The sequence below is a fragment of the Fibrisoma limi BUZ 3 genome, assembly GCF_000296815.2.
GTDB classification, from domain to species: domain Bacteria; phylum Bacteroidota; class Bacteroidia; order Cytophagales; family Spirosomataceae; genus Fibrisoma; species Fibrisoma limi.
The window spans coordinates 1,791,357-1,810,964 of sequence record NZ_CAIT01000006.1 but is presented as its reverse complement, the minus strand read 5'-3'; the positions used below and the strand labels follow the sequence as shown (position 1 = coordinate 1,810,964).

Sequence of the window (19,608 nt, the reverse complement as noted above, 5' to 3'; positions counted from 1 at the left end):
ATAAATAAGCACGCTGAAGCCTCGTGCAAACGCCCACACGACGGATACCGACCTAGGTTCGACGAAGCGTTTGCTCGGTATTTTAAAAGTTGAAGAGGAAGTTAAGCCGCTGACTCTGAACGAAAATACCTGTCGAATGCTCGGGTTGACGTAGCATTCGACAGGTCTGTGTAACCACTTTTCTGCCAACCATTTTCACTGGATATGATAAAAAGCGCCGGTACGCCCGTCGACCCCCGAGATAGCACACCCGTAATTCGGTTTCCGACTGCCAACGATACGTTCTCCATGTTGCTGGCCGGAGCCGCCATTCGGCCGGATGCGCTGGCCTTTCGCTACCTTTTCGACGGCAAACTCTTTACGGATTCCGTCGATTACACCTTTGCTCAGTTGGCCGCTAAACTCTATCAGACGGCCAACCTATTTAGTGAACTGGGCTTAAAACCCACAGATGTCATTTCCTGCCTGTTGCCGAACATACCTGAAATGGCATTTACGCTTTGGGGTGGGCAGGCCGTCGGTATTGTCAACCCAATCAATCCGCTGCTGGAAGCCGGACAGATTGCGGCCATCATGCGGTCGGCCGGGACGAAGGTACTCGTGTGTCTGGCTCCTTTTCCGAAAACCGACATCTGGCAGAAGGTAGAGAAGATTAAAGACAAGATACCAACGCTGCAAACCATCGTCACGGTCGATTTGCGGCCTTATCTACCGATTGGCAAACAAATGGCGGTCTTGGCGTGGCAACTGGTTAACCCTAAAGCGCAGAGCCACACGCATCAAATTATTGACTTTAACGAGTGGTTACGTCGTCAGCCGGATGACCATCGGGTGCAGAGCCGCTTCATCCAGCCCGAGGAGATTGCCTGTTATTTTCATACGGGGGGTACCACCGGCACGCCTAAATTAGCCCCGCTCACCCACAGTAACCTGACCAGTATGACCCGGACAGCCAGCCTGTTGTTGGGGCCGGGGGCTTCCCAACGGCCAGAAACTTTTTTCTGCGGCCTGCCCTGGTTTCATGTCAACGGGGTCGTCATTACCGGCAGCATTCCCTGGTCGTTGGGGTATACGCTGGTGATGGGCAGCCTGCAGGGATACCGGGGGCCGGGTATTGTTAAAAATTTCTGGAAAATCGTCGAGCTCTACCAGATAACAGCCTTCAGTGGTGTACCGACGGTGTATAGCTATTTGCTGGATGTTCCGGTCGAAAACCAGGACATCAGTTCGTTGCAGTACGCTTTTTGTGGAGCGGCTCCGCTGTCGGTCGATGTCATACGCGCGTTTGAACAGCGCACCGGGGTACAGATCGCCGAAGGGTACGGCCTGACCGAAGGCACCTGCATCAGTACCTGCAATCCACTCAACGGGAAGCGAATCGCGGGGTCCATTGGGCTACCGTTACCCGAACAGGAGATCAAGCCGGTTATCCTTGACGAGCAAACAGGAAGCTATATTCGGGATGCCCAACCCAACGAAATTGGCGTTCTGGTGGTGCGGGGACCGAACGTATTCGGGGGCTATCAGCAACCGCAGCATAATCGGGGCATCTGGGTGGATACCGGCGACGGTGGTGAGCCTTACTACAATACGGGCGATCTGGGACGTATCGATGAAGAAGGTTATTTCTACATTACCGGCCGAAAAAAGGAATTGATTATCCGGGGTGGCCACAACATCGATCCGCGCCTGATAGAAGAGGTACTAACCGCACACCCCGCCGTTGCACTGGCGGCTGCGATCGGTCGACCGGACGCCATGCTGGGTGAAGTGCCGGTTGCTTACGTAACGCTGTCGGCGGGTAAACAGGCTTCGGAAGAAGAACTGCTGCACTTTGTAAATGAGTACATTCCGGAGCGGGCCGCTATACCGAAACGTATTTACATCGAGTCGAATCTACCCCTTACGGCCATTGGCAAACTCTTCAAGCCCGCTCTGATCAAACAGGAAATCAGTCGGGTCTATAGGGAGGAAGTGACGAAAATCGAAGGAATTCGGTTGCTGGAGATTGCCGTCCACGACGATCCCAAAGCTGGGTTTTCGGTTCATCTGGAAGGCCACAGTCCCGATACGTTAGCTACCGAACAACGCCTGAAAACCGCCCTGACCGGCTTCACGTTCCCCTACCGGATTACCTGGCGTTGAGGAAATGGCCGCCGTCTGTCAGTGCATACGGGATAGCGCCAACAACCAAGTCTTATTGGGCGTCAATCTTATCCTTGAAGGGTGTTGGGTTTCAGGTTGAAATCAACAGTCCCATGACTTTCTATCAACTCCCAACGTAAACTCTCATTCTGTCACCCCGTTATGCGCATCGCTGGAATTAGTTTGCTCGTGCTTTTTGTCCTATTGAATGGCGTGGTCGCCTTTCATGCCGCTCGGTTCACGTACTTTTATGACAATCCGGAACAGGAACCCCGCCGGAAACTAGACTCGTATTCTACCCTCGAAAAGTTGCAGATTGCTCTTTTTGGGTGGAAGCATATGAAATCCGCCGTGCATGACCAACCCGGATTTTCCTTCCAGACCGTACAGTTGGTAAACGACCGACACCAGAAGCTGGAAGGCTGGTACGGTCCGATCGGGCAAGCAAAGGGGACCGTCATTCTGTGTCACGGCCATGGAACGAATAAATCGGATGTTCTGTGCGAAGCGGCTTATTTTCGCACCCTGGGCTACAATACCTTCCTATTCGATTTTCGGGCGCATGGCAATAGTGAAGGGAATGTCTGCACCTTAGGCTTTCATGAAACCAATGATCTGAAGGTAGCGTATGACTACGTGGTGCGGATGGGCGAGAAAAACATTGTACTCTGGGGACGATCCATGGGTGCGTCAATCATTCTGAAAGCCATCCCCGAATGGAGTCTAAAACCCTCGCGGGTGATTCTGGAATGCCCGTTTGCTTCCATAAGCGATGCGGTGGAAGGGCGATTAAGGACCCTGCACGTACCGGTACATCCGGTATCGGAGCTGCTGATGTTCTGGGGAAGCACACTGCGCTTGACGTGGATGTTTGACTTTCAGCCGTCGGCCAATGCCAAGCAACTGACCATGCCGGTGCTATTGAACTGGGGGGGCAATGATCAGCGAGTACTGCGGCAAGAAACGGACCTCATTTTTAAGAATCTGGGCGCATCCCGCAAAGAGCTGGCCATATTTGAGCAGTCGGCCCATGAGTCGTACTGTGTTCGGGAAAGCGCCCGTTGGCAGACTATCATTCACCGGTTTCTGCAAACCAGTTCGAAGGCAGAAACAAATACCGTGGACCAAACCTCCGGCAATGATCGCCTTCATACCCAGTTTAGGGAAACCATCTCCCCGGATTTAGGGACAGAAAGCCGGTAAAATCCTTCGAATTTTGCACCACAATCAACAAAACCACATACGTATACGATCAGCCGGTTAAAGGATGCTTTTCTGGTGTTCAGCCGGATTTCAGTCGGCGAACTAGAGAAGGTCCAGCCGGGCTGATCCAATTTTATTAATCATGAAAAAAGCAATTAAACCAATGCTGCTTGCCTACACAGCGAGTCTGGTTATGTTGTCGGCATCTGTTGCTTCGCCGAATTCGATTGACACACCAAAAACAGGCGCTACATATCGGTCGAACATCTATACTACTGAAGGCAGCAAAGTCAGAGTCTTCGTTGATAAAGACATGGATGGTCCAGTAGATATCTACTTATGTAAAGGACAGCGGGATTCTATGCTCATTACTCATCTTGGCCGCCGGGAAAAGCATTATCGCATTCAGTTAGACTTGAGCAAACTTGATGATGGCGTTTATCAACTAGTGATCACGAACGGCATCGAAACGACCACACATAAATTGACGCTTTCGACCAGGCCGCACCAATCTTATGAGACAGATCGCCTGATTACACTTAATTGATCCGCAATGTTATGCAGATGGAAAATGGGAACGAAACAACCAACGTTATCGCATCCTGTTTTACTTATTTTAGAGTAATCAACAGCAGGCAATAGCTGCTTTTCAAAGCGGGGGTGAACTAGGTTAGCTTGGAAGCGATTGGCAGAGCGCATTGCCACGCAGCCATGCTTCCCGTCAATTCACCACCGCTACGTTTTTGTCAATTACCTTGATAGCCTTCCATTCTAAATTGTCGTACGTATATAGGTCATCGTTAATCTAACCAATTTCCGTCAGGATGCTGGCAGACAAAAGGGGAACGTAAACTTTTCTTGGTTATCTTATGCAAAGACCATCGTCCTCATCGGCTATTATAATAGGCGCTAGTATGGCGGGTCTAATGACGGCCCGCGTCCTGAGTACTCATTTTGACAAGGTGATCATCGTTGAGCGCGACTTGGTACCCGACATGCCGCAGGCCCGAAAAGGGCAACCCCATGCTCGGCATCCGCACATCCTGCTGGCTAAAGGCCTGGAAATGTTGGATTGGTATTTTCCCGATGTGATCACCGCCATAAAAAGCAGTGGTGTTCCCTTCGGCGATATGACCGAGTCTATGCAATGGTTCAATCGAGGAGGGTATCGTAAACGGTTCAAGCTGGGCAGGGAAATCCTGTTTTGCAGTCGACCATTTTTGGAATGGAAAATTCGCCGAGAGGTGCTGAACCTGCATAATGTAGATTTACTGGATGGACGTACCGTCAATCGGTTAGTGACCTCCCTGGATAACCAATCCATTCTGGGGGTGGAGCTACAGCCTAATCAAGGGGATGCATTACCCCAAGTGCTCACGGCCGATATAACGATTGACACCAGTGGGCGGGGATCGCTCGGCCCGAAGTGGCTTGAGCAGCTTGGCTACGACAAACCCGCCGAGAGCGTAGTTACCTGCGGAACTGGCTATGCCACCCGTTTCTATGAACGAGTGTTTAGTAAAAATGCTCAGCAGGATTGGGTGTTCGTCACACCGGATGCGCCAACGGAAAGGCGGATGGGTGGAGCGCTCCCGGTCGAGGATGGCCGTTGGATGGTGGCCTTAAGTGGCTGGCACGGCGATCACGCCCCAACCGATGAGGCTGGTTTTCTGGCTTTTGCTCAAAGTTTACCGGCACCTGATGTATACGATCTGATCCGTCGAGCTAAACCTTTGTCGGCCATCGTACAGTATAAATTTCCGGCCAATGTACGCCGACATTTTGAGCGTCTGCATCGGTTTCCGGAAGGCTATCTGGTGCTGGGGGATGCCGTGTGTAGCTTTAACCCATTGTATGGTCAGGGCATGACTTCGGCTATGTTGCAGGCAGCAGAACTGGACACGCTATTAAAACAACGACGGGGGGACTACCGTGGGATACGAAAACCGTATTTCAACCGAATTGCTCGAATCATTGATACACCCTGGCAGATGGCGGTGGCAGAGGACTTTCGGTTTAAGGAAACCCAGGGCTATAAAGCCCCGGGCACAGACTTGGTTAACGCCTATATGAGTCGGCTGCAACGGACCACGCACCGGGATGCGGTGGTAGGGGCGGCATTACTACGGGTCATCAATTTACTAGACCCGCTTAAAACATTATTTCATCCTTGTATCATCTGGCGCGTACTACGTCATGGATTGCGCAGGCAGTAAGTATTTTACGTGGACCTGTTTTCTCAGAGGTCAGTGAACCGGAGCCGCATCTGATAAATGTTGCTTTGATTGTCAGGCGCTTCGGAAATTCTCACATTACGTAATTGTTGCTCAAGCTCATGATTCAGAGTAGGGTTGTCTGTGAATATTTTCAGATCGGTAAGCTGATGATTTGGCGCAACCCGGAACGCGATGACCAGCAGGGCGGGTTTGCCGCTGGCAGCCAATGTGGGCGGAACGCTGAGTTGCGCAGCCAGGTCGGCCGCTATCGCCAGATCGTTGCCCTGGATCTTTAACGTTGGAGGGCGATTGATTAAAGATTCTGGAGTCTGTAATGTACCTAAGAGCAGGAGAGGCCACAATAAGGTCTTCATGAAAGTTGGACGATTGGTTTTGAGGAATAAGACAATGCTCCAGCCAGCCTAGTACGGCAACTGCTGGACAGGTGCAAAGGTGGTGATGGTAGCCCGTTCAAATTATCCCCAGATTCAGCACCCTTAATCACTAAAATGGGTGATACGCCACATAGTGAATAAAGAACACGCCGGGCAAGCTGAGCACAATCGCAAAAAAACGTTAATGCCTATTTTCGGTCAGAGTCTGACCCCAGATTAGGGGATAGAGCCCTGTCGCTGATTGCCGAATTTTGCCCTTTCAGAATAAATAAATACAATATGTCAACGAAGAGAGTAATTGCAGTGCTGGGCGCAACGGGTGCCCAGGGCGGAGGGCTGGTACGGGCTATCCTGAATGATCCCAACTCGAAGTTCAGCGTGCGGGCCATCACCCGTAATCCTGAGAGCGACAAAGCAAAAGAACTGGCTCAACTGGGAGCCGAAATAGTGGCGGCCGATGTCTACAATGTCGAAAGTTTGATCAACGCCTTTTCCGGCGCTTACGGAGCCTTTCTAGTTAGTTTTCACTGGGAACATTTCTCGGCCGAGCGCGAGTGGCAGGAACTAAAAAATATGGCTTCTGCAGCTAAACAGGCTAACGTGCAACATGTAGTGTTCTCCACGCTGGAAGACACCCGTGAGTTTATGGAACTGGATGATCCCCGTATGCCAACCCTCGGGGGTAAGTACAAAGTGCCTCATTTTGACATCAAAGGGCAGGCTAACAAGCTCTTTGTTGATATGAAAATACCCACCACCTTCTTATTGACCTCTTTTTACTGGGAGAATTTCATCACGCACGGCCTAGGACCACAGCGCGATGCGTCGGGACGGCTGGTATTTACCTTGCCTATGGCCGACAAAAAACTACCCAGCATTGCTGTCGAGGATATTGGTAAATGTGCGTACGGCATTTTTAAAGCGGGTGAGGAGTATATAGGTGAGAAAGTGGGTATTGTTGGCGAGCATCTGACGGGGGAACAGCTGGCCGAGGCATTTTCGGCTTCGTTCAATGAGCACGTAACGTACGCACCCTTTTCGCATGAGGCTTTTCGGGCGTTGGGTTTTCCGGGAGCCGCCGACATTGGCAACATGCTGCAATTCAAATGTGAATTCAATCAGGAATACGTAGGAGCCCGGAGCGTAGCGCTTTCCCGGCGGCTTAATCCCGAATTGCAAACGTTTACGGAGTGGCTAAGTGTCCAAAAGAAGGTTACCGCCGATGTAGCCTAACAGATAACTAATGCAGGGCAGGGCCAGATAGTGGGCGACATAGACAGGATTACATATTAAGCAAGCTCAATTCCTGTACGTGTCGCCTGCTGCCTGGCCATTTTATACCTGGTCGTATGGGATTGGCTTTTAACGATCCCATACAGGTTTGCTTCCAAACGCTGCCGCATCGTGGTCGGCTTCTGGACTCGGCAGTTATGCCGGGAAGCCCACGTAGCGTCCGCATCAGCCTCAGTGCCGTGTTCTAAACACTGTATGCAAAGTAGTCCTGCGTGTATTGGCCAAGTCAAGCCATTCTGGACAACCTCTTTTTAATGGTGGGAGGTCAATACCAGGTATAGGGATGTCTAAATTCAGGGATGTATATCCCCACTATCGGGGATAGTCCGCAGGCGTCTTCTGCCCCAATTTTGACCGTTCAAATTTAATAGTACAGAAACGCGCGGTTGTCGATTAAATCAATTTAGTCGGCACTTCCGGCGGTCAATAACCGATCTGATCAGATCGGTTATTGACCGCACGCCGGTAACCAGGTCTGACCTGGAGGTTGATCCGCCAGAACGCCCCGGTTCCCGGCATCACTTTAGCTGATTTATGTGCACTAACTAAAATCAACAAGATGGAAAATCGATTACCTGTCAACTCATTGAGCCGTGCCCACATTTCAAAGGTGATGCGCTTCGGGATGTGGTTGTTATTGTGGATGCCCCTGATGGCGTATGGCCAGCTACCGGCGGGATTCACCCAGCGGAAATTAGCAGATAAGCTTAAAGAAGTGATTGAACTGGTCCACGCCCCGGACGGCCGGATTTTTATGGCCGAACGGTCGGGGAACGTAAAGGTGTATCAGAACGGAACGGTTTCGACCGTACATACCGTGGCTACAACCACCGACGATGAACAGGGCCTTTTGGGCATTACGCTTCATCCCCAGTTTGCCACGAACGGCAAGTGTTATATTTTTTACACCAATCCCGCCAAGAAATACCATTACCTGGACCTGATCACCATCAACGGTACCAATCAGGTGAGTTCTTCCGAGAGGGTCATGCAGTTTGATTCGATCAAGGGTGGCCTCCACAACGGTGGCGCGCTCCGGTTTAAGGATAATCTATTATACGTAGCCATCGGTGAAAGTAGCACCCCCGCCGATGCGATTGACCTCAATACATACCGAGGCAAGATTCTACGCCTGACGGAAGACGGCCAACCCGCGCCGGGCAATCCATACTACAACGAAGCTGGGGCGAGCCGTCAGAAACGTAGCATTTGGGCTATTGGCATGAGAAACCCCTGGAAGATGGCGCTTGATCCGGTTTCTCAAAAACTTTTCGTAGTCAATGTGGGTGGCACGTATGAGGAAATCAATGACGTCACCAGTCCCGATCCGGCAAAAAAATATAATTACGGCTGGGATAGCGGACAGAAATCAGGGCCGCAGCAGGACGCCAATACCATCCAGCCGGTTTTTGCTTACACGGGCGAAAGTTGGGGCTGTGCCATTACGACGGGGGTGTTCTTCAACCCACCTACTACGAACTACCCGGCCGAATACAGAAACCGGTTTTATTTCACGGACTGGTGCCGACCCTGGTTGCGAAGCATCGACGCGACCAATCCGGGAGCGGGTCACCGCGAATTTTCGGCCGAGAGTTTCTATAGAATACTGGGTACCAGTGTGGGAATCGACGGCAATATTTATTACGTAAAGTATCACGAAGGGACTCTTTGGCGACTGGAGTACAACGCCAGTCAGGCCCCCGCCATCACCAACCAGCCCGAAAGCAAAAGTATTGTCGAGGGCGATGCGGTGACCTTTTCCGTAACGGCCAATGGCGTAAACCCACTGATGTATCAATGGCAGAAAAATGGCGTTTCCATAGCCGGAGCAACGGCTTCCACGTTCTCGATTTCGCAGGTAAAGCCAGCGGATGCCGCTAACTACCGGTGCGTCGTTACCAACTCGGCCGGGAGCATTACGTCAGCAGAAGCGAAGCTAACGGTGCTGCCGTTCAATGCGCGGCCCGTACCGCGCATTCTGCAACCGGCGTCGTCGCTCACCTACAATGTCGATGACATGGTTCAGTTTGCGGCCGAAGCTACTGATGCGGAAGATGGTACCCTGCCCGCTTCGGCGTTTCGATGGGAATTGCGGCAGTTTCACAAGGACGATCCAACCAGCGAACACTGGCATCCGGGACCGGCCATTGCCCCTGGCATTAAGTCGGGCAGCTTCAAGGCCAGCAACGGCGGAGAGTTGTCGCCCAATCTCTGGATTCGGCTGCTGCTGACCGTCACGGACTCCAAAGGGCGTACGGGTACGGATTCGGTCGACATTTACCCGAACAAGGTCACGCTTACGGCCAATGCTACCGTTCCGGGTGTTAGACTGGTCATGGCCGGGGAGGACGTTGCGCCGTTTTCGCGCGAATTGGTTGTGGGCGCGACTATCGACTTGAAGGCACCTTTGCAACATTCAGTTGGCGATAGCCTATACGAGTTTGCGGGCTGGAGTCATGGCGGTGCGGCCAGCCAGACGCTGCGGGTGCCGGGGGCAAATACTACGTACACAGCCAGCTACCAATTTAAAAGTACTGCTCAGAATCCATTCCTGGGAGCGCCCGTAGCGTTGCCGGGAAAAATCGAAGCGGAAAATTTTGACTTCGGCGGTAAAGAAATTGCCTATCACGACGCTACGACGGGTAATTCAGGGAAACAACACCGGGAAAACGACGACGTGGACATTGAAGGTTGCGCGGATGTCAGTGGGGGGTATAACATCGGCTACGTAGCAACCGGGGAGTGGCTCGAATACACCGTCGATATAACGACCGCCGGTCGGTATACGCTGGCGGCCCGTGTAGCTAATCCGGGTGGCGCCAAGAGCTTCCACGTCGAGCTGGATGGCCAAACTGTATCGGGGGCTATAGCGGTTCCGGTCACTGGCGGTTTTCAGGCCTGGCAAACGGTATCCGTCACGACGCCCGAACTGTCAACGGGCCGGAAAATCCTGCGTGTGGTGATGGATGCGACTGATTTTAACCTTAATTACCTTACGTTCGCCCTCGTTGATCAGCCCGCCAGTCTGGAGGTAGCCATCACCGCGCCCACAAACAACACGGAATTTTCTGCCCATGCCAACATTACGGTTCAGGCCAGCGTTACGGCCGGGCCGTCTACGATCAGCAGAGTAGAGTTTTTTCAGGGTAGTACTAAACTGGGCGAAGATGCCACCAGCCCATACGAATATACCTGGAGCCACGTAGCAGCGGGGACTTACTCCATAACAGCGAAAGCCACGACAACAACCGGGCAGAGCGCCGTATCCATTCCAGTAACGATTACGGTCAAGCCGGAAATGGGCGGGCGAACCAACCTGGCGTTAAACAAACCGACTGTTGTTTCGTCCACCGAGAATGGGTCGTTTCCGGGGCAGTCGGCCGTAGATGGCAAACTGAATACCCGCTGGTCCAGCCAGTTTTCGGACCCGCAGTGGATCTACGTCGATTTAGGAGCGGTCTATGCACTCAGTGAAGTGAAAATTACCTGGGAGGATGCGAGAGGTAAAGATTATCAGCTTCAGGTAGCCAATGTGGTTGGAGAATGGAATGATGTTAAATCGATTACCAACAATACGGCGTTGGTCAATACGCACACGGGCTTAAACGCAACCGGGCGATACGTCAGAATTTACGGGACAAAACGGCATAATCAGTATGGCTATTCCATTTTTGAACTCGAAGTGTACGGCAGCAGTTCGACTGGGACACGTAGTGCGTCAGATCACTCAACAACTGAATTTGCGGACGAAAAATTATTCGTTCTATATCCAAATCCAGCCCAGACAATAGTAACTATTAAAGGGCTCGAAAGTGATTGTATCTGCACGATTGTTCACCTTGGTACAGGCCACCAATACAAAGTACAAACCGTTAATCAGTACTTGGATGTAAGCAACCTGCAAACAGGGACGTATGTCATAGAATTTTCCAGTGGCAATCGACTGATACGAAAACGGTTTATAAAACAATAAGCGTACGTTATTCTGTATTGATAATCGCACAGGTGAGAAATGACCTGTGCGATTTATTATTGTGAGAAAATGACATTTGAATTTAAACTAACCGTGGGGTGAAAAGTGCACGCGGATTATCAATATCGTTATGTATCTAGTCAAGTTATTTTTCAATAAATACTTGTTTTGCGATTGTAGTTTTTAAGTCATCAAAACTCCGAAACTTTCGTAGATAAACGATATAACCTCCGAAATAAACGGAGGTTATGTGATCCTATACGGTATTTCAGCAAAATACATATTATTTGTAAATATCTGATAGTCAAAGGTATTATACAAATATGCCTTAGGTGGTACTCTCTCTTTGCATTGTGGTATGCTTTTGGTGTATAGTAGTATAAAGCAGGGCGTGTATACTAAAAAGCAGGCGCCAGACAACAAAACTAATGATGAAAAACGCTTTAGATTACGACCAGACACTACTACACAATATAATTGTGGATCATGTTATAAATAAGTCTTTTTGTAACAAGTAGCTTGCTGAATAGTTCGTATGTATCCGCATGATTGGTCGCCGTTAGAGAAGCGCAGTGGTTTATTTTCTGATTTAATTCGCTTGAAAAATTCTGCTTGTTTTTGACCCTTTCCGCACCAGTATTAGCTTCCTGTTGATAAGTGGGCTTTCTTTTTATCTGATAAAGTTTTACGGTTAGTCAGTAAAGAAAATAATACGTCGCACGTGTTATTTTGAACTCTACTAGTAATACAGTGTAAATGGAAAATTTTCGAATACACGGATCAATGCTACACCGATTACAGGATTTCCCTCGCATTTAATTAAACACATCTTAATCAATGGAAATTTTCAAAAAAATAGGCACCTGGACCCTACGAATACTGGGTGCTCTGCTTTTCATTCTTTTAATGGCTTACGGGATTATCTACTATAAAACCAAACAGCGGCTTAATAAAGTCTACCAGGTTAACATACCGAATCAGCAGATTCCTACCGATTCGGCAAGTCTGGCTTCTGGAAAACATATTCTCGACACTAGGGGCTGTGTTGACTGCCACGGCCCGGATTTAGGGGGTAAAGTATTTCTTGACGATCCGGCCCTGGGGTTCATTGCCGGGCCGAACCTAACGGGCGGAAAAGGTGGCCTGGGTCGTTCGCTAACTGCACACGATTGGATCAGAGGCATTAAACACGGCGTAGACAAAGCGGGTAAAACGCTGCTGATCATGCCCTCGCACGAGTTCTTCCACCTGACGAACAAAGACCTGACTTACCTGGTCGGCTACCTCCAGACACTCCCACCCGTTGATCGGGAGCTACCTAAAAGCACGTTGGGGCCCATGCTTCGCATTCTCTATCAGGTGGGAAAATTTCCGAATCTGGCTCCGGCTGAACTGATCAAAGACCATAATGCTCCGGTATCCTTTGCCCAGCAGACAGGCGTATCAAAAGAAAAAGGGAAATACCTGGCGGTAAACTGCCAGGGGTGTCATGGCGACAACTTCAAGGGCCGCGATCTGGGTATTCCAGGCATAAAACCTTCGGTAGACATTACGGCGACGGGCAACCCAGGTAAATGGACGGAAGCGGAATTTATGACTACGCTTCGGACGGGACGCACCCCGGAAGGGAAACAGCTAAACCAGAAGGACATGCCCTGGAACGTAACGGCCCAGTTTACCGACGAAGAGCTTAAATCCGTCTATGCTTACCTGCTCTCCTTTCAATAAGGCAGCACAGGGGGCAAGAAACGGTTCTCCGGATGATGGCTAACAGGTCCGTAGGCCATAACCGGACTGATAAAAAGAATAGAGGCCCCGTAGCTTTTCTAAAACATAATTGAATAACCTCATTGCTAACGATCAGAACGTAACATGAAAACGATGTTTCTGGGTATGATGATAGCAGCCCATATGGTTAATTCACGTACCCCTGATCCCTATTTTACGACGATTCGGGCGGAAAATGGCCTTTCTAATAATAAGGTCAACTGTATTTTACAAGACAAACGAGGATTCATCTGGTTCGGAACGGAAGATGGCCTGAACCGCTACGACGGAAAGTCATTCACCGTATTCAGAAGTTCGCCAACTGATACCACTACGCTTTCCGGAAACCGGATAACCGACATACTGGAAGACAAAGCAGGTATTTTCTGGATCGCAACCGCCGATGGTGGCTTAACCAAATATGATTATCGGCTAGCCCAGTCCTTGCAATTTAAGCGGTTCAGGCACAGCGAAACGGTGCCGGGAAGTATTCCGGAAAACCATATTAACAAGCTTGTTGACGATCAACGGGGTAATCTGTGGCTGGCAACTAGTTCAAGCCGGGTTGTTCGGTTTAATAAGAAGACTGAACGATTTGATATACCGGTCAATACGGGCACCCGTGGTATTTTATCGCTCATGCTCGACCAGGACGGGGTGCTGTGGGTAGGCCGGGAAGGGGGAGGTTTACTGAAGATAAATACTCGCACACTGGCTTATGAGACAGATGCTCGGTACAAGAACCTGTACGCAAAATTGCCCCATGCTTCTATTTCAGCCATCTATAAAAGCAGCGACCAATCGGTCTGGTTTGGCTCCTGGGACAAGGTCCTGTATCGTTACGATTGCCGGAAAAGCGCCAAGGAAGCGTTTAGCCACACCAGCAATCCAGCCTCATTTCCGGATGACGAAATTGTATCGTTTGCCGAAGCAGGTAACCGGCAACTCTGGATGGCAAGTCGGCAAAGCGGGCTGATAGTTTACGATCCGAATCGGAATCGCTTCACTACCTACCGCAACGATCCACTTAAGAAAGGCACTTTAGTTGATAACCACGTTAACGCTGTCTATATTGACCGGTCGGGTATTGTCTGGGCTTGTACCAACAACGGTGTCAGTAAGTATAACCCGCTGTATAGTCCATTCCGACGCATTTGCTTACCCAAAGGTCCTACAGATATTACTATCTACGACTTCTATAAAGACGAGCAACAACGTCTGTGGATTGGCACGAACGAAGGTATTTTCGTTACGTCTGATCAAGGCCAGTCGTTTGAAAAACGAACCGTCGTTTATAAAGGACAACCCCTGGCCGTAACCAAGTTTTTTAAGGATGTGGACAATACATTGTACGTGGGCACGGACTACACGCTCTTTGTGTACAATCCCGTTACCAATACCGTTGCACCCTTACCCAATACGGAAGCCGACCCCGTGATGAAAAAACTGATCGCGTCGAGGGTAGTTTCGGTAGTCAGAGACACCCTTAATGCGCACCCGGTGCTGTTAGTATCGCCCTATGGCCATTATCTGACCTATTATGACCTTGTCGACAAGGTGTGGGTTTCGCGGATGGATTCGGTCAGAAAGATTATTGACCGATACAGCCTAAAAGATAACCTGATCCGTAAGCTGTATAAGTCGAAAGCGGGTGTCATGTGGCTGGCTACAGCCCGATATGGCTTGGGAAACTGGCCACAGCCCGGTAAGCACCCTGTTAGCTACTTTAGAAACAGTCCGGCGAATGCATATCCCATAAGCTGTGATGATGTCTATGACATTCAAGAGGATAGAAAGGGGCAATTGTGGGTAAGTACATACGGGGGAGGAGTCAATCATTTTAATCCACGAACGGGGAAATTTCGGCACATTCGTGAATCGAGTAACCTGACAGAAGGTCTTCAAATTGACTCCCGGAACAATGTCTGGATGATTTGCAACGGCCACGTTCATAAATACGATAATGCGCTTAGAACGTACAGTTGCTATGATCTGCCCGCCTTGAAGAGCGAAAGTGGGCTAAAAGGGTATATTTATAAAGACAGTCGGGATACGATGTACGCGGCCGGAATAAACTATTATGTCGTGTTTAATCCGAAAACAATTTCACGAATTACGAAAGAGCCTCCCGTGTATTTGACGGATTTTAAAATCTTCACAGATTCGAAACCGGACCTTCTCACGAATAAATCGGTTGAGCTAACTTATCAGCAGAACTATTTTTCAATTGAGTTTTCTGCACCTGAATTCAGCGGAGATAACCTTCAGTATGCCTTCATGATGGAGGGACTGGATACGAAGTGGACGGACGCTGGAAAGAACACAGTGGCCAGCTATTCCAATTTAAAGGCCGGACAGTACCGGTTTTTGGTGAGGGCAAGTAACTGGCGGGGAAGCTTTGGCAGTCGAATAACGGAACTTCGGATACGCATTAATCCCCCGTTCTGGCAGACGTGGTGGTTTTGCATGCTAAGTAGCCTGATTTTTCTAATCATGGTGTACGCCATTTACAAATATCGAATAAAGCAGGTCTACGAAAAGCAGGCAATCCGGAATGAAATTGCCCGCGACCTACACGATCATATTGGGTCGACGCTGAGTAGCATTTCAATTTATAGCCGGGTAGCTTCCATCTACCAGGATCAGCAACAAGCGCAGGAATTAAGACAGCTGTTGACTACCATCGGTGAGACATCCAACGAAATGATTACTGAAATGGCAGACATTGTCTGGGCCATTAAACCGACGGATGACCGTATGACGAGTATTGTCAAACGAATTGAATCATACGCACGGCCGCTCTGTGCGGCTAAAAATATTCATTTTGATATGGCAGTCGATCCAAGAATTAATACGTTGAACCTGGGTATGGTCGTCCGAAAGAATATCTACCTGATTGTCAAAGAAGCCATCAATAATGCTTTAAAATATGCACACTGTGTACGACTAGCAGTAAGTATTCGGCTGAAAAACAACAGACTGGAGCTGGTGGTGCAGGATAACGGCGTTGGCTATAATCTGAACGAGGTTTTGGAGTCGTCTGCTCAGTCGCTTTCGGGTAATGGGTTGCAGAACATGAGCCGGCGGGCGCAGGAGATGCAGGCACCCTTCTTGATTGATAGTGTTATCGGGCAGGGAACCCGCATTAAATTGAGTATAAATATCACCTAATCTGGGGATAGGAACAGGAGGGGAGCTTCGGGAAATTTGTACCTACGAATGAAGTTCAGTCATCTCTAGCAAACCAGTATCTATGAGTGTGCGAATAGCTGTATTCGATGACAATAAAAACATCCGAAACAGTATCAAATTGTTGTTACTTACCGAACCTACATTTGAAGTGGTAGGCATTTTCAGCGATGCCAACTCCTGCGTTCACGATGCTATAAAATGTCGTCCTGATGTCATTTTAATGGACATCGAAATGCCGGGTCTGGACGGCATTGGTGCCATCAAGGCGTTGCATAAGGAATTGCCCTCTACTCAAATTTTGATGCAAACCGTTTTTGAAGACGATGACCGAATTTTTAAATCCATTTGCGGAGGGGCATCGGGCTATATTTTGAAAAGTCATTTAAATACCTTGCTGGTCGATGCCATTAAAGACTTACGGGATGGAGGAGCGCCCATGAGCCCCTCCGTTGCCCGGCGGGTATTGAAAATTCTTCAGCAACAGTCGCCCACCGAGCAGAAACCGGCGCAGGAGTACCACCTCACCGCCCGGGAAAAAGAAGTGCTGGTCTGCATCGTCAATGGATTAAGCTATAAAATGATTGGCTACAAGCTTAATATCAGCTACGAAACAGTACGCAGTCATGTAAAGAAAATCTACGAGAAACTGCATGTCGCTTCACTGACGGAAGTGGTTGCCAAGGCCATAAATCAGGGCTTGGTTTAAAGTGAGTTTACAGCGAAAAGTAGAGTAATTATTTAACTTTCACCTATATCAAATCAATACGTTTTGTTCGTGGCCCGCATCATTGACCTTTCGAAGCCCATTCAATACAATGCTGACGACCCTTGGTACATGCGCGTCAGGATCAAACACAAATCACATCAGCAGGCGAGATGGTTAATTCGACTACTAGGTTTACCCTTTCGGCTTTTTCCAAAAGAGTTTACCGGCTGGGCTGACGATACGATTCAACGAATGGGCGTTCATGCTACGACCCACATAGATGCTCCCTGGCACTATGCGCCTACCGTAGCTGGAGAGCCCGCTAAAACCATTGACCAGATTCCCCTTGATTGGTGCTACGGTGATGGCGTCGTTCTCGATATGACCCATAAGGTTGATTTTGATCCTATCACCGTCGATGACCTGCAGGAAGCGCTTCGAAGAATAGACGTTGTCCTTAAACCCGCTATGATTGTGCTGATCCGCACCGGCCGGGACAAGTTTAACGGACAGAAAAACTTTGCCGAAGTAGGTACTGGTATGAGTGCGGAAGGAACCCGCTGGTTAATAGAACAGGGCATTAAGGTAATGGGCATCGACCAATGGGGATGGGATCTTCCCCTGCCGTATATGATCAAACAGGCCAAACTGCTACAGGATCGAAGTTTGTTTTGGCAGGCACACCTTGTTGGCCGTGAGCAGGAATACTGCCATATTGAACAACTTGTCAACCTGGCCGCTTTGCCGCCCAAGGGGTTTAAGATCTGCGTTTTCCCGCTGAAAATTGTAGGTGCTTCAGCTGCTCCAGCCCGGGTCGTTGCCATTCTGGACGAATAGCAGTAATCATCAACTGATGGCCCCAATCCTATTTACTTATTATGAATCAGACTTTTCGGTTTTGGTAGAAAACGTCTTGGTTTCTGACCGATACGTTTTTTAGATGTGAATGTAAATAACCTTAATAATCCGGATGATCGCATCTTTTACGTCTGTTCGTACAGGTGTAGGATCTGGTATTTTGTAACTTAATCAATGTCGATAATGAAGGATCAGCAATTAGTACCATTTAAAACGTTAGCAAAGGTGTCCGATTCAATTGTTCTGTTTATAGACCATCAGAGTGTATTTATGCAGACGATTGAAAATGTACCGGTAGCAACAGTGCGCAATACCACGTCAGCATTAGCGACTGCCGCCACATTGCTTGGCGTACCCGTTATCATTACAAGTATTGACCCTGAACAGAACGGACGGGTTCTGCCAGAAATCATAGCGGGTGCACCCAATGCCGTTCATATCGTGCGCGCTGTTGAAATAAACGCTTGGGACCACAAGGAATTTGTCCAAGCGGTGAAAGCAACAAAAGCGAAAACGCTGATTATTTGCGGCATCTGGACAAGTGTCTGCGCTACATTTCCGGCGCTATCGGCTTTGCAAGAACATTTTACCGTCTACCTGGTCACCGATGCTTGTGGAGACGTTAGTCAAGAAGCTCATGAAAATGCGATTAGACGCTGCACACAAGCGGGCGCGCTTCCAGTTACCGCCAATAGCATCATTGCTGAATTGCAGGGTACATGGGATCGCCCCGAAGCAGGTCAACTAAAAAGCATATATGCAGAAATCATTCCAAGATTCAAGATTATTCTCGAAGGGACAACGCAAAGTTTGACCGTTTCCTAGAATCATAAATCAACCAAAAGGTCAGTAAAATTTTTACTGACCTTTTGGTTGATTTATGATTCTTTATAAATAATACTTAATACCAGAAATCAGTCAATTAATAACCTAAAGGATCAACGGTAACCCCACCGTCTACGGTAATAACTGATCCGTTTATGAAGCTTGCCTCATCCGATGCTAAGAATTTAACCACGTTTCCTACCTCTTCCGCTAGCCCATATCGACCTAATAGAATTCTCTGTTCAACAGCATTTTCAAAAGCTTTTAGCTTCTGCGGTGTTGTAACAATTTTTCTTTGATGAGCCGTAGGTGAAGCGCTGTGAACGCCCGTCTTGATTGCACCAGGCGATACGGTATTGACTCTAATGCTTCGAAAAGATAATTCTTTCGCTAATACCCTTGCCATAGAAACAATGGCTGCCTTACTACCCGCATATACACTTGAATTAGGAATGCCTAATAAGGGGGTAACAGATGCATTAAATATAATTGAACCACCATTACTTATCAAAGGCAATAGTTTCTGTAAAGTAAAAAATGTCCCCTTGACATTAGTATCCATAATAAGATTAAAAGACGCTTCTGTAACTGAGTCAATTGATTGGAATGTGCCAACCCCCGCATTTAAAAATAGGATATCAATTTTACTATGTTTAATTATAATCTGATCAAAGAGCGGATCCAACGTCGACAAATCTCTTTGGTCTGCGATCATCCCCGTGACGTTCAATTCTTTTGCTGCCTTCTCAACCGATTCTTCATTGCGTCCGGTTATGATGACAGAAGCACCTGCAGCGTGTAATACCTTAGCGGTAGCATATCCTATGCCACTGTTACCTCCTGTTATAAGTGCGACTTTGTTAACTAATTCATTCTTACTATTAAACTCATTCATGTTGTATACATTTTTGTTTCGACAAAATTGTATGCTGTTTTTAAAAGGTACATCACCAAATTTAGGCAGGTTCAATACCCTCATTTGGTGTGAGTAACAAGTAATTCAAGGAGTTTAGCTTATATGTAAACAGCCAGTAG

General features: G+C 48.7%; 13 protein-coding genes. 11 read left to right on the top strand and 2 right to left on the bottom strand.

Annotation, left to right across the window (positions count from 1 at the left end):
* Nucleotides 1–204: 204 nt before the first annotated feature.
* From BN8_RS15410 to BN8_RS15395, 4 genes are all read left to right on the top strand, one after another.
* Nucleotides 205–2,145, top strand: coding sequence for an acyl-CoA synthetase (locus tag BN8_RS15410; RefSeq protein WP_009282832.1), 1,941 nt, complete (start codon nt 205–207; stop codon nt 2,143–2,145).
* A 162-nt stretch (nt 2,146–2,307) separates the two neighbouring features.
* Nucleotides 2,308–3,348 (top strand): alpha/beta hydrolase, encoded by a 1,041-nt coding sequence (locus BN8_RS31815; protein ID WP_009282831.1) that lies wholly within the window; start codon nt 2,308–2,310, stop codon nt 3,346–3,348.
* Between the two features lie 142 nt (nt 3,349–3,490).
* The gene (locus BN8_RS15400) at nt 3,491–3,895 is read left to right on the top strand and encodes a hypothetical protein (RefSeq protein ID WP_144051675.1); all 405 of its coding nucleotides are present in this window, start codon (nt 3,491–3,493) and stop codon (nt 3,893–3,895) included.
* A gap of 322 nt (nt 3,896–4,217) precedes the next feature.
* Nucleotides 4,218–5,564, top strand: coding sequence for an NAD(P)/FAD-dependent oxidoreductase (locus tag BN8_RS15395; RefSeq protein WP_009282830.1), 1,347 nt, complete (start codon nt 4,218–4,220; stop codon nt 5,562–5,564).
* Between the two features lie 23 nt (nt 5,565–5,587).
* Here BN8_RS15395 and BN8_RS15390 read toward each other — a convergent pair whose 3' ends face one another.
* On the bottom strand, nt 5,588–5,938 hold the full coding sequence (locus BN8_RS15390) for a hypothetical protein (protein WP_009282829.1): 351 nt from the start codon (nt 5,936–5,938) through the stop codon (nt 5,588–5,590).
* 300 nt (nt 5,939–6,238) lie between these two features.
* Here BN8_RS15390 and BN8_RS15385 point away from each other — a divergent pair, with 300 nt between their 5' ends.
* From BN8_RS15385 to BN8_RS15355, 7 genes are all read left to right on the top strand, one after another.
* The gene (locus BN8_RS15385; protein ID WP_009282828.1) at nt 6,239–7,192 is read left to right on the top strand and encodes an NmrA/HSCARG family protein; all 954 of its coding nucleotides are present in this window, start codon (nt 6,239–6,241) and stop codon (nt 7,190–7,192) included.
* A 619-nt stretch (nt 7,193–7,811) separates the two neighbouring features.
* Nucleotides 7,812–11,225, top strand: a complete 3,414-nt coding sequence (locus tag BN8_RS15380; protein ID WP_083882504.1) for a PQQ-dependent sugar dehydrogenase — start codon at nt 7,812–7,814, stop codon at nt 11,223–11,225.
* Between the two features lie 837 nt (nt 11,226–12,062).
* A complete protein-coding gene (locus BN8_RS15375) occupies nt 12,063–12,953 on the top strand; it encodes a cytochrome c (RefSeq protein ID WP_009282825.1) in 891 nt (296 codons plus the stop codon).
* Nucleotides 12,954–13,097: 144 nt separating this feature from the next.
* Nucleotides 13,098–16,163: a sensor histidine kinase gene (locus tag BN8_RS15370; protein ID WP_009282824.1), complete on the top strand. Its 3,066-nt coding sequence runs from the start codon at nt 13,098–13,100 to the stop codon at nt 16,161–16,163.
* Between the two features lie 82 nt (nt 16,164–16,245).
* On the top strand, nt 16,246–16,890 hold the full coding sequence (locus tag BN8_RS15365) for a response regulator (RefSeq protein ID WP_009282823.1): 645 nt from the start codon (nt 16,246–16,248) through the stop codon (nt 16,888–16,890).
* 69 nt (nt 16,891–16,959) lie between these two features.
* On the top strand, nt 16,960–17,727 hold the full coding sequence (locus tag BN8_RS15360) for a cyclase family protein (RefSeq protein WP_040006126.1): 768 nt from the start codon (nt 16,960–16,962) through the stop codon (nt 17,725–17,727).
* A 204-nt stretch (nt 17,728–17,931) separates the two neighbouring features.
* Nucleotides 17,932–18,573, top strand: coding sequence for an isochorismatase family protein (locus tag BN8_RS15355; protein ID WP_040006125.1), 642 nt, complete (start codon nt 17,932–17,934; stop codon nt 18,571–18,573).
* A gap of 97 nt (nt 18,574–18,670) precedes the next feature.
* Here the strand turns inward: BN8_RS15355 and BN8_RS15350 are convergent, their stop codons facing one another.
* Nucleotides 18,671–19,468: an SDR family NAD(P)-dependent oxidoreductase gene (locus tag BN8_RS15350; protein WP_009282821.1), complete on the bottom strand. Its 798-nt coding sequence runs from the start codon at nt 19,466–19,468 to the stop codon at nt 18,671–18,673.
* Nucleotides 19,469–19,608: the final 140 nt, after the last annotated feature.

Coding starts and splice junctions, on each gene's coding strand:
- BN8_RS15410 (WP_009282832.1), top strand. CDS start 205: ATGATAAAAAGCGCCGGTACGCCCGTCGACCCCCGAGATAGCACACCC.
- BN8_RS15395 (WP_009282830.1), top strand. CDS start 4,218: ATGCAAAGACCATCGTCCTCATCGGCTATTATAATAGGCGCTAGTATG.
- BN8_RS15380 (WP_083882504.1), top strand. CDS start 7,812: ATGGAAAATCGATTACCTGTCAACTCATTGAGCCGTGCCCACATTTCA.
- BN8_RS15350 (WP_009282821.1), bottom strand. CDS start 19,468: ATGAATGAGTTTAATAGTAAGAATGAATTAGTTAACAAAGTCGCACTT.
- BN8_RS15370 (WP_009282824.1), top strand. CDS start 13,098: ATGAAAACGATGTTTCTGGGTATGATGATAGCAGCCCATATGGTTAAT.
- BN8_RS15365 (WP_009282823.1), top strand. CDS start 16,246: ATGAGTGTGCGAATAGCTGTATTCGATGACAATAAAAACATCCGAAAC.
- BN8_RS15375 (WP_009282825.1), top strand. CDS start 12,063: ATGGAAATTTTCAAAAAAATAGGCACCTGGACCCTACGAATACTGGGT.
- BN8_RS31815 (WP_009282831.1), top strand. CDS start 2,308: ATGCGCATCGCTGGAATTAGTTTGCTCGTGCTTTTTGTCCTATTGAAT.
- BN8_RS15400 (WP_144051675.1), top strand. CDS start 3,491: ATGAAAAAAGCAATTAAACCAATGCTGCTTGCCTACACAGCGAGTCTG.
- BN8_RS15390 (WP_009282829.1), bottom strand. CDS start 5,938: ATGAAGACCTTATTGTGGCCTCTCCTGCTCTTAGGTACATTACAGACT.
- BN8_RS15355 (WP_040006125.1), top strand. CDS start 17,932: ATGAAGGATCAGCAATTAGTACCATTTAAAACGTTAGCAAAGGTGTCC.
- BN8_RS15385 (WP_009282828.1), top strand. CDS start 6,239: ATGTCAACGAAGAGAGTAATTGCAGTGCTGGGCGCAACGGGTGCCCAG.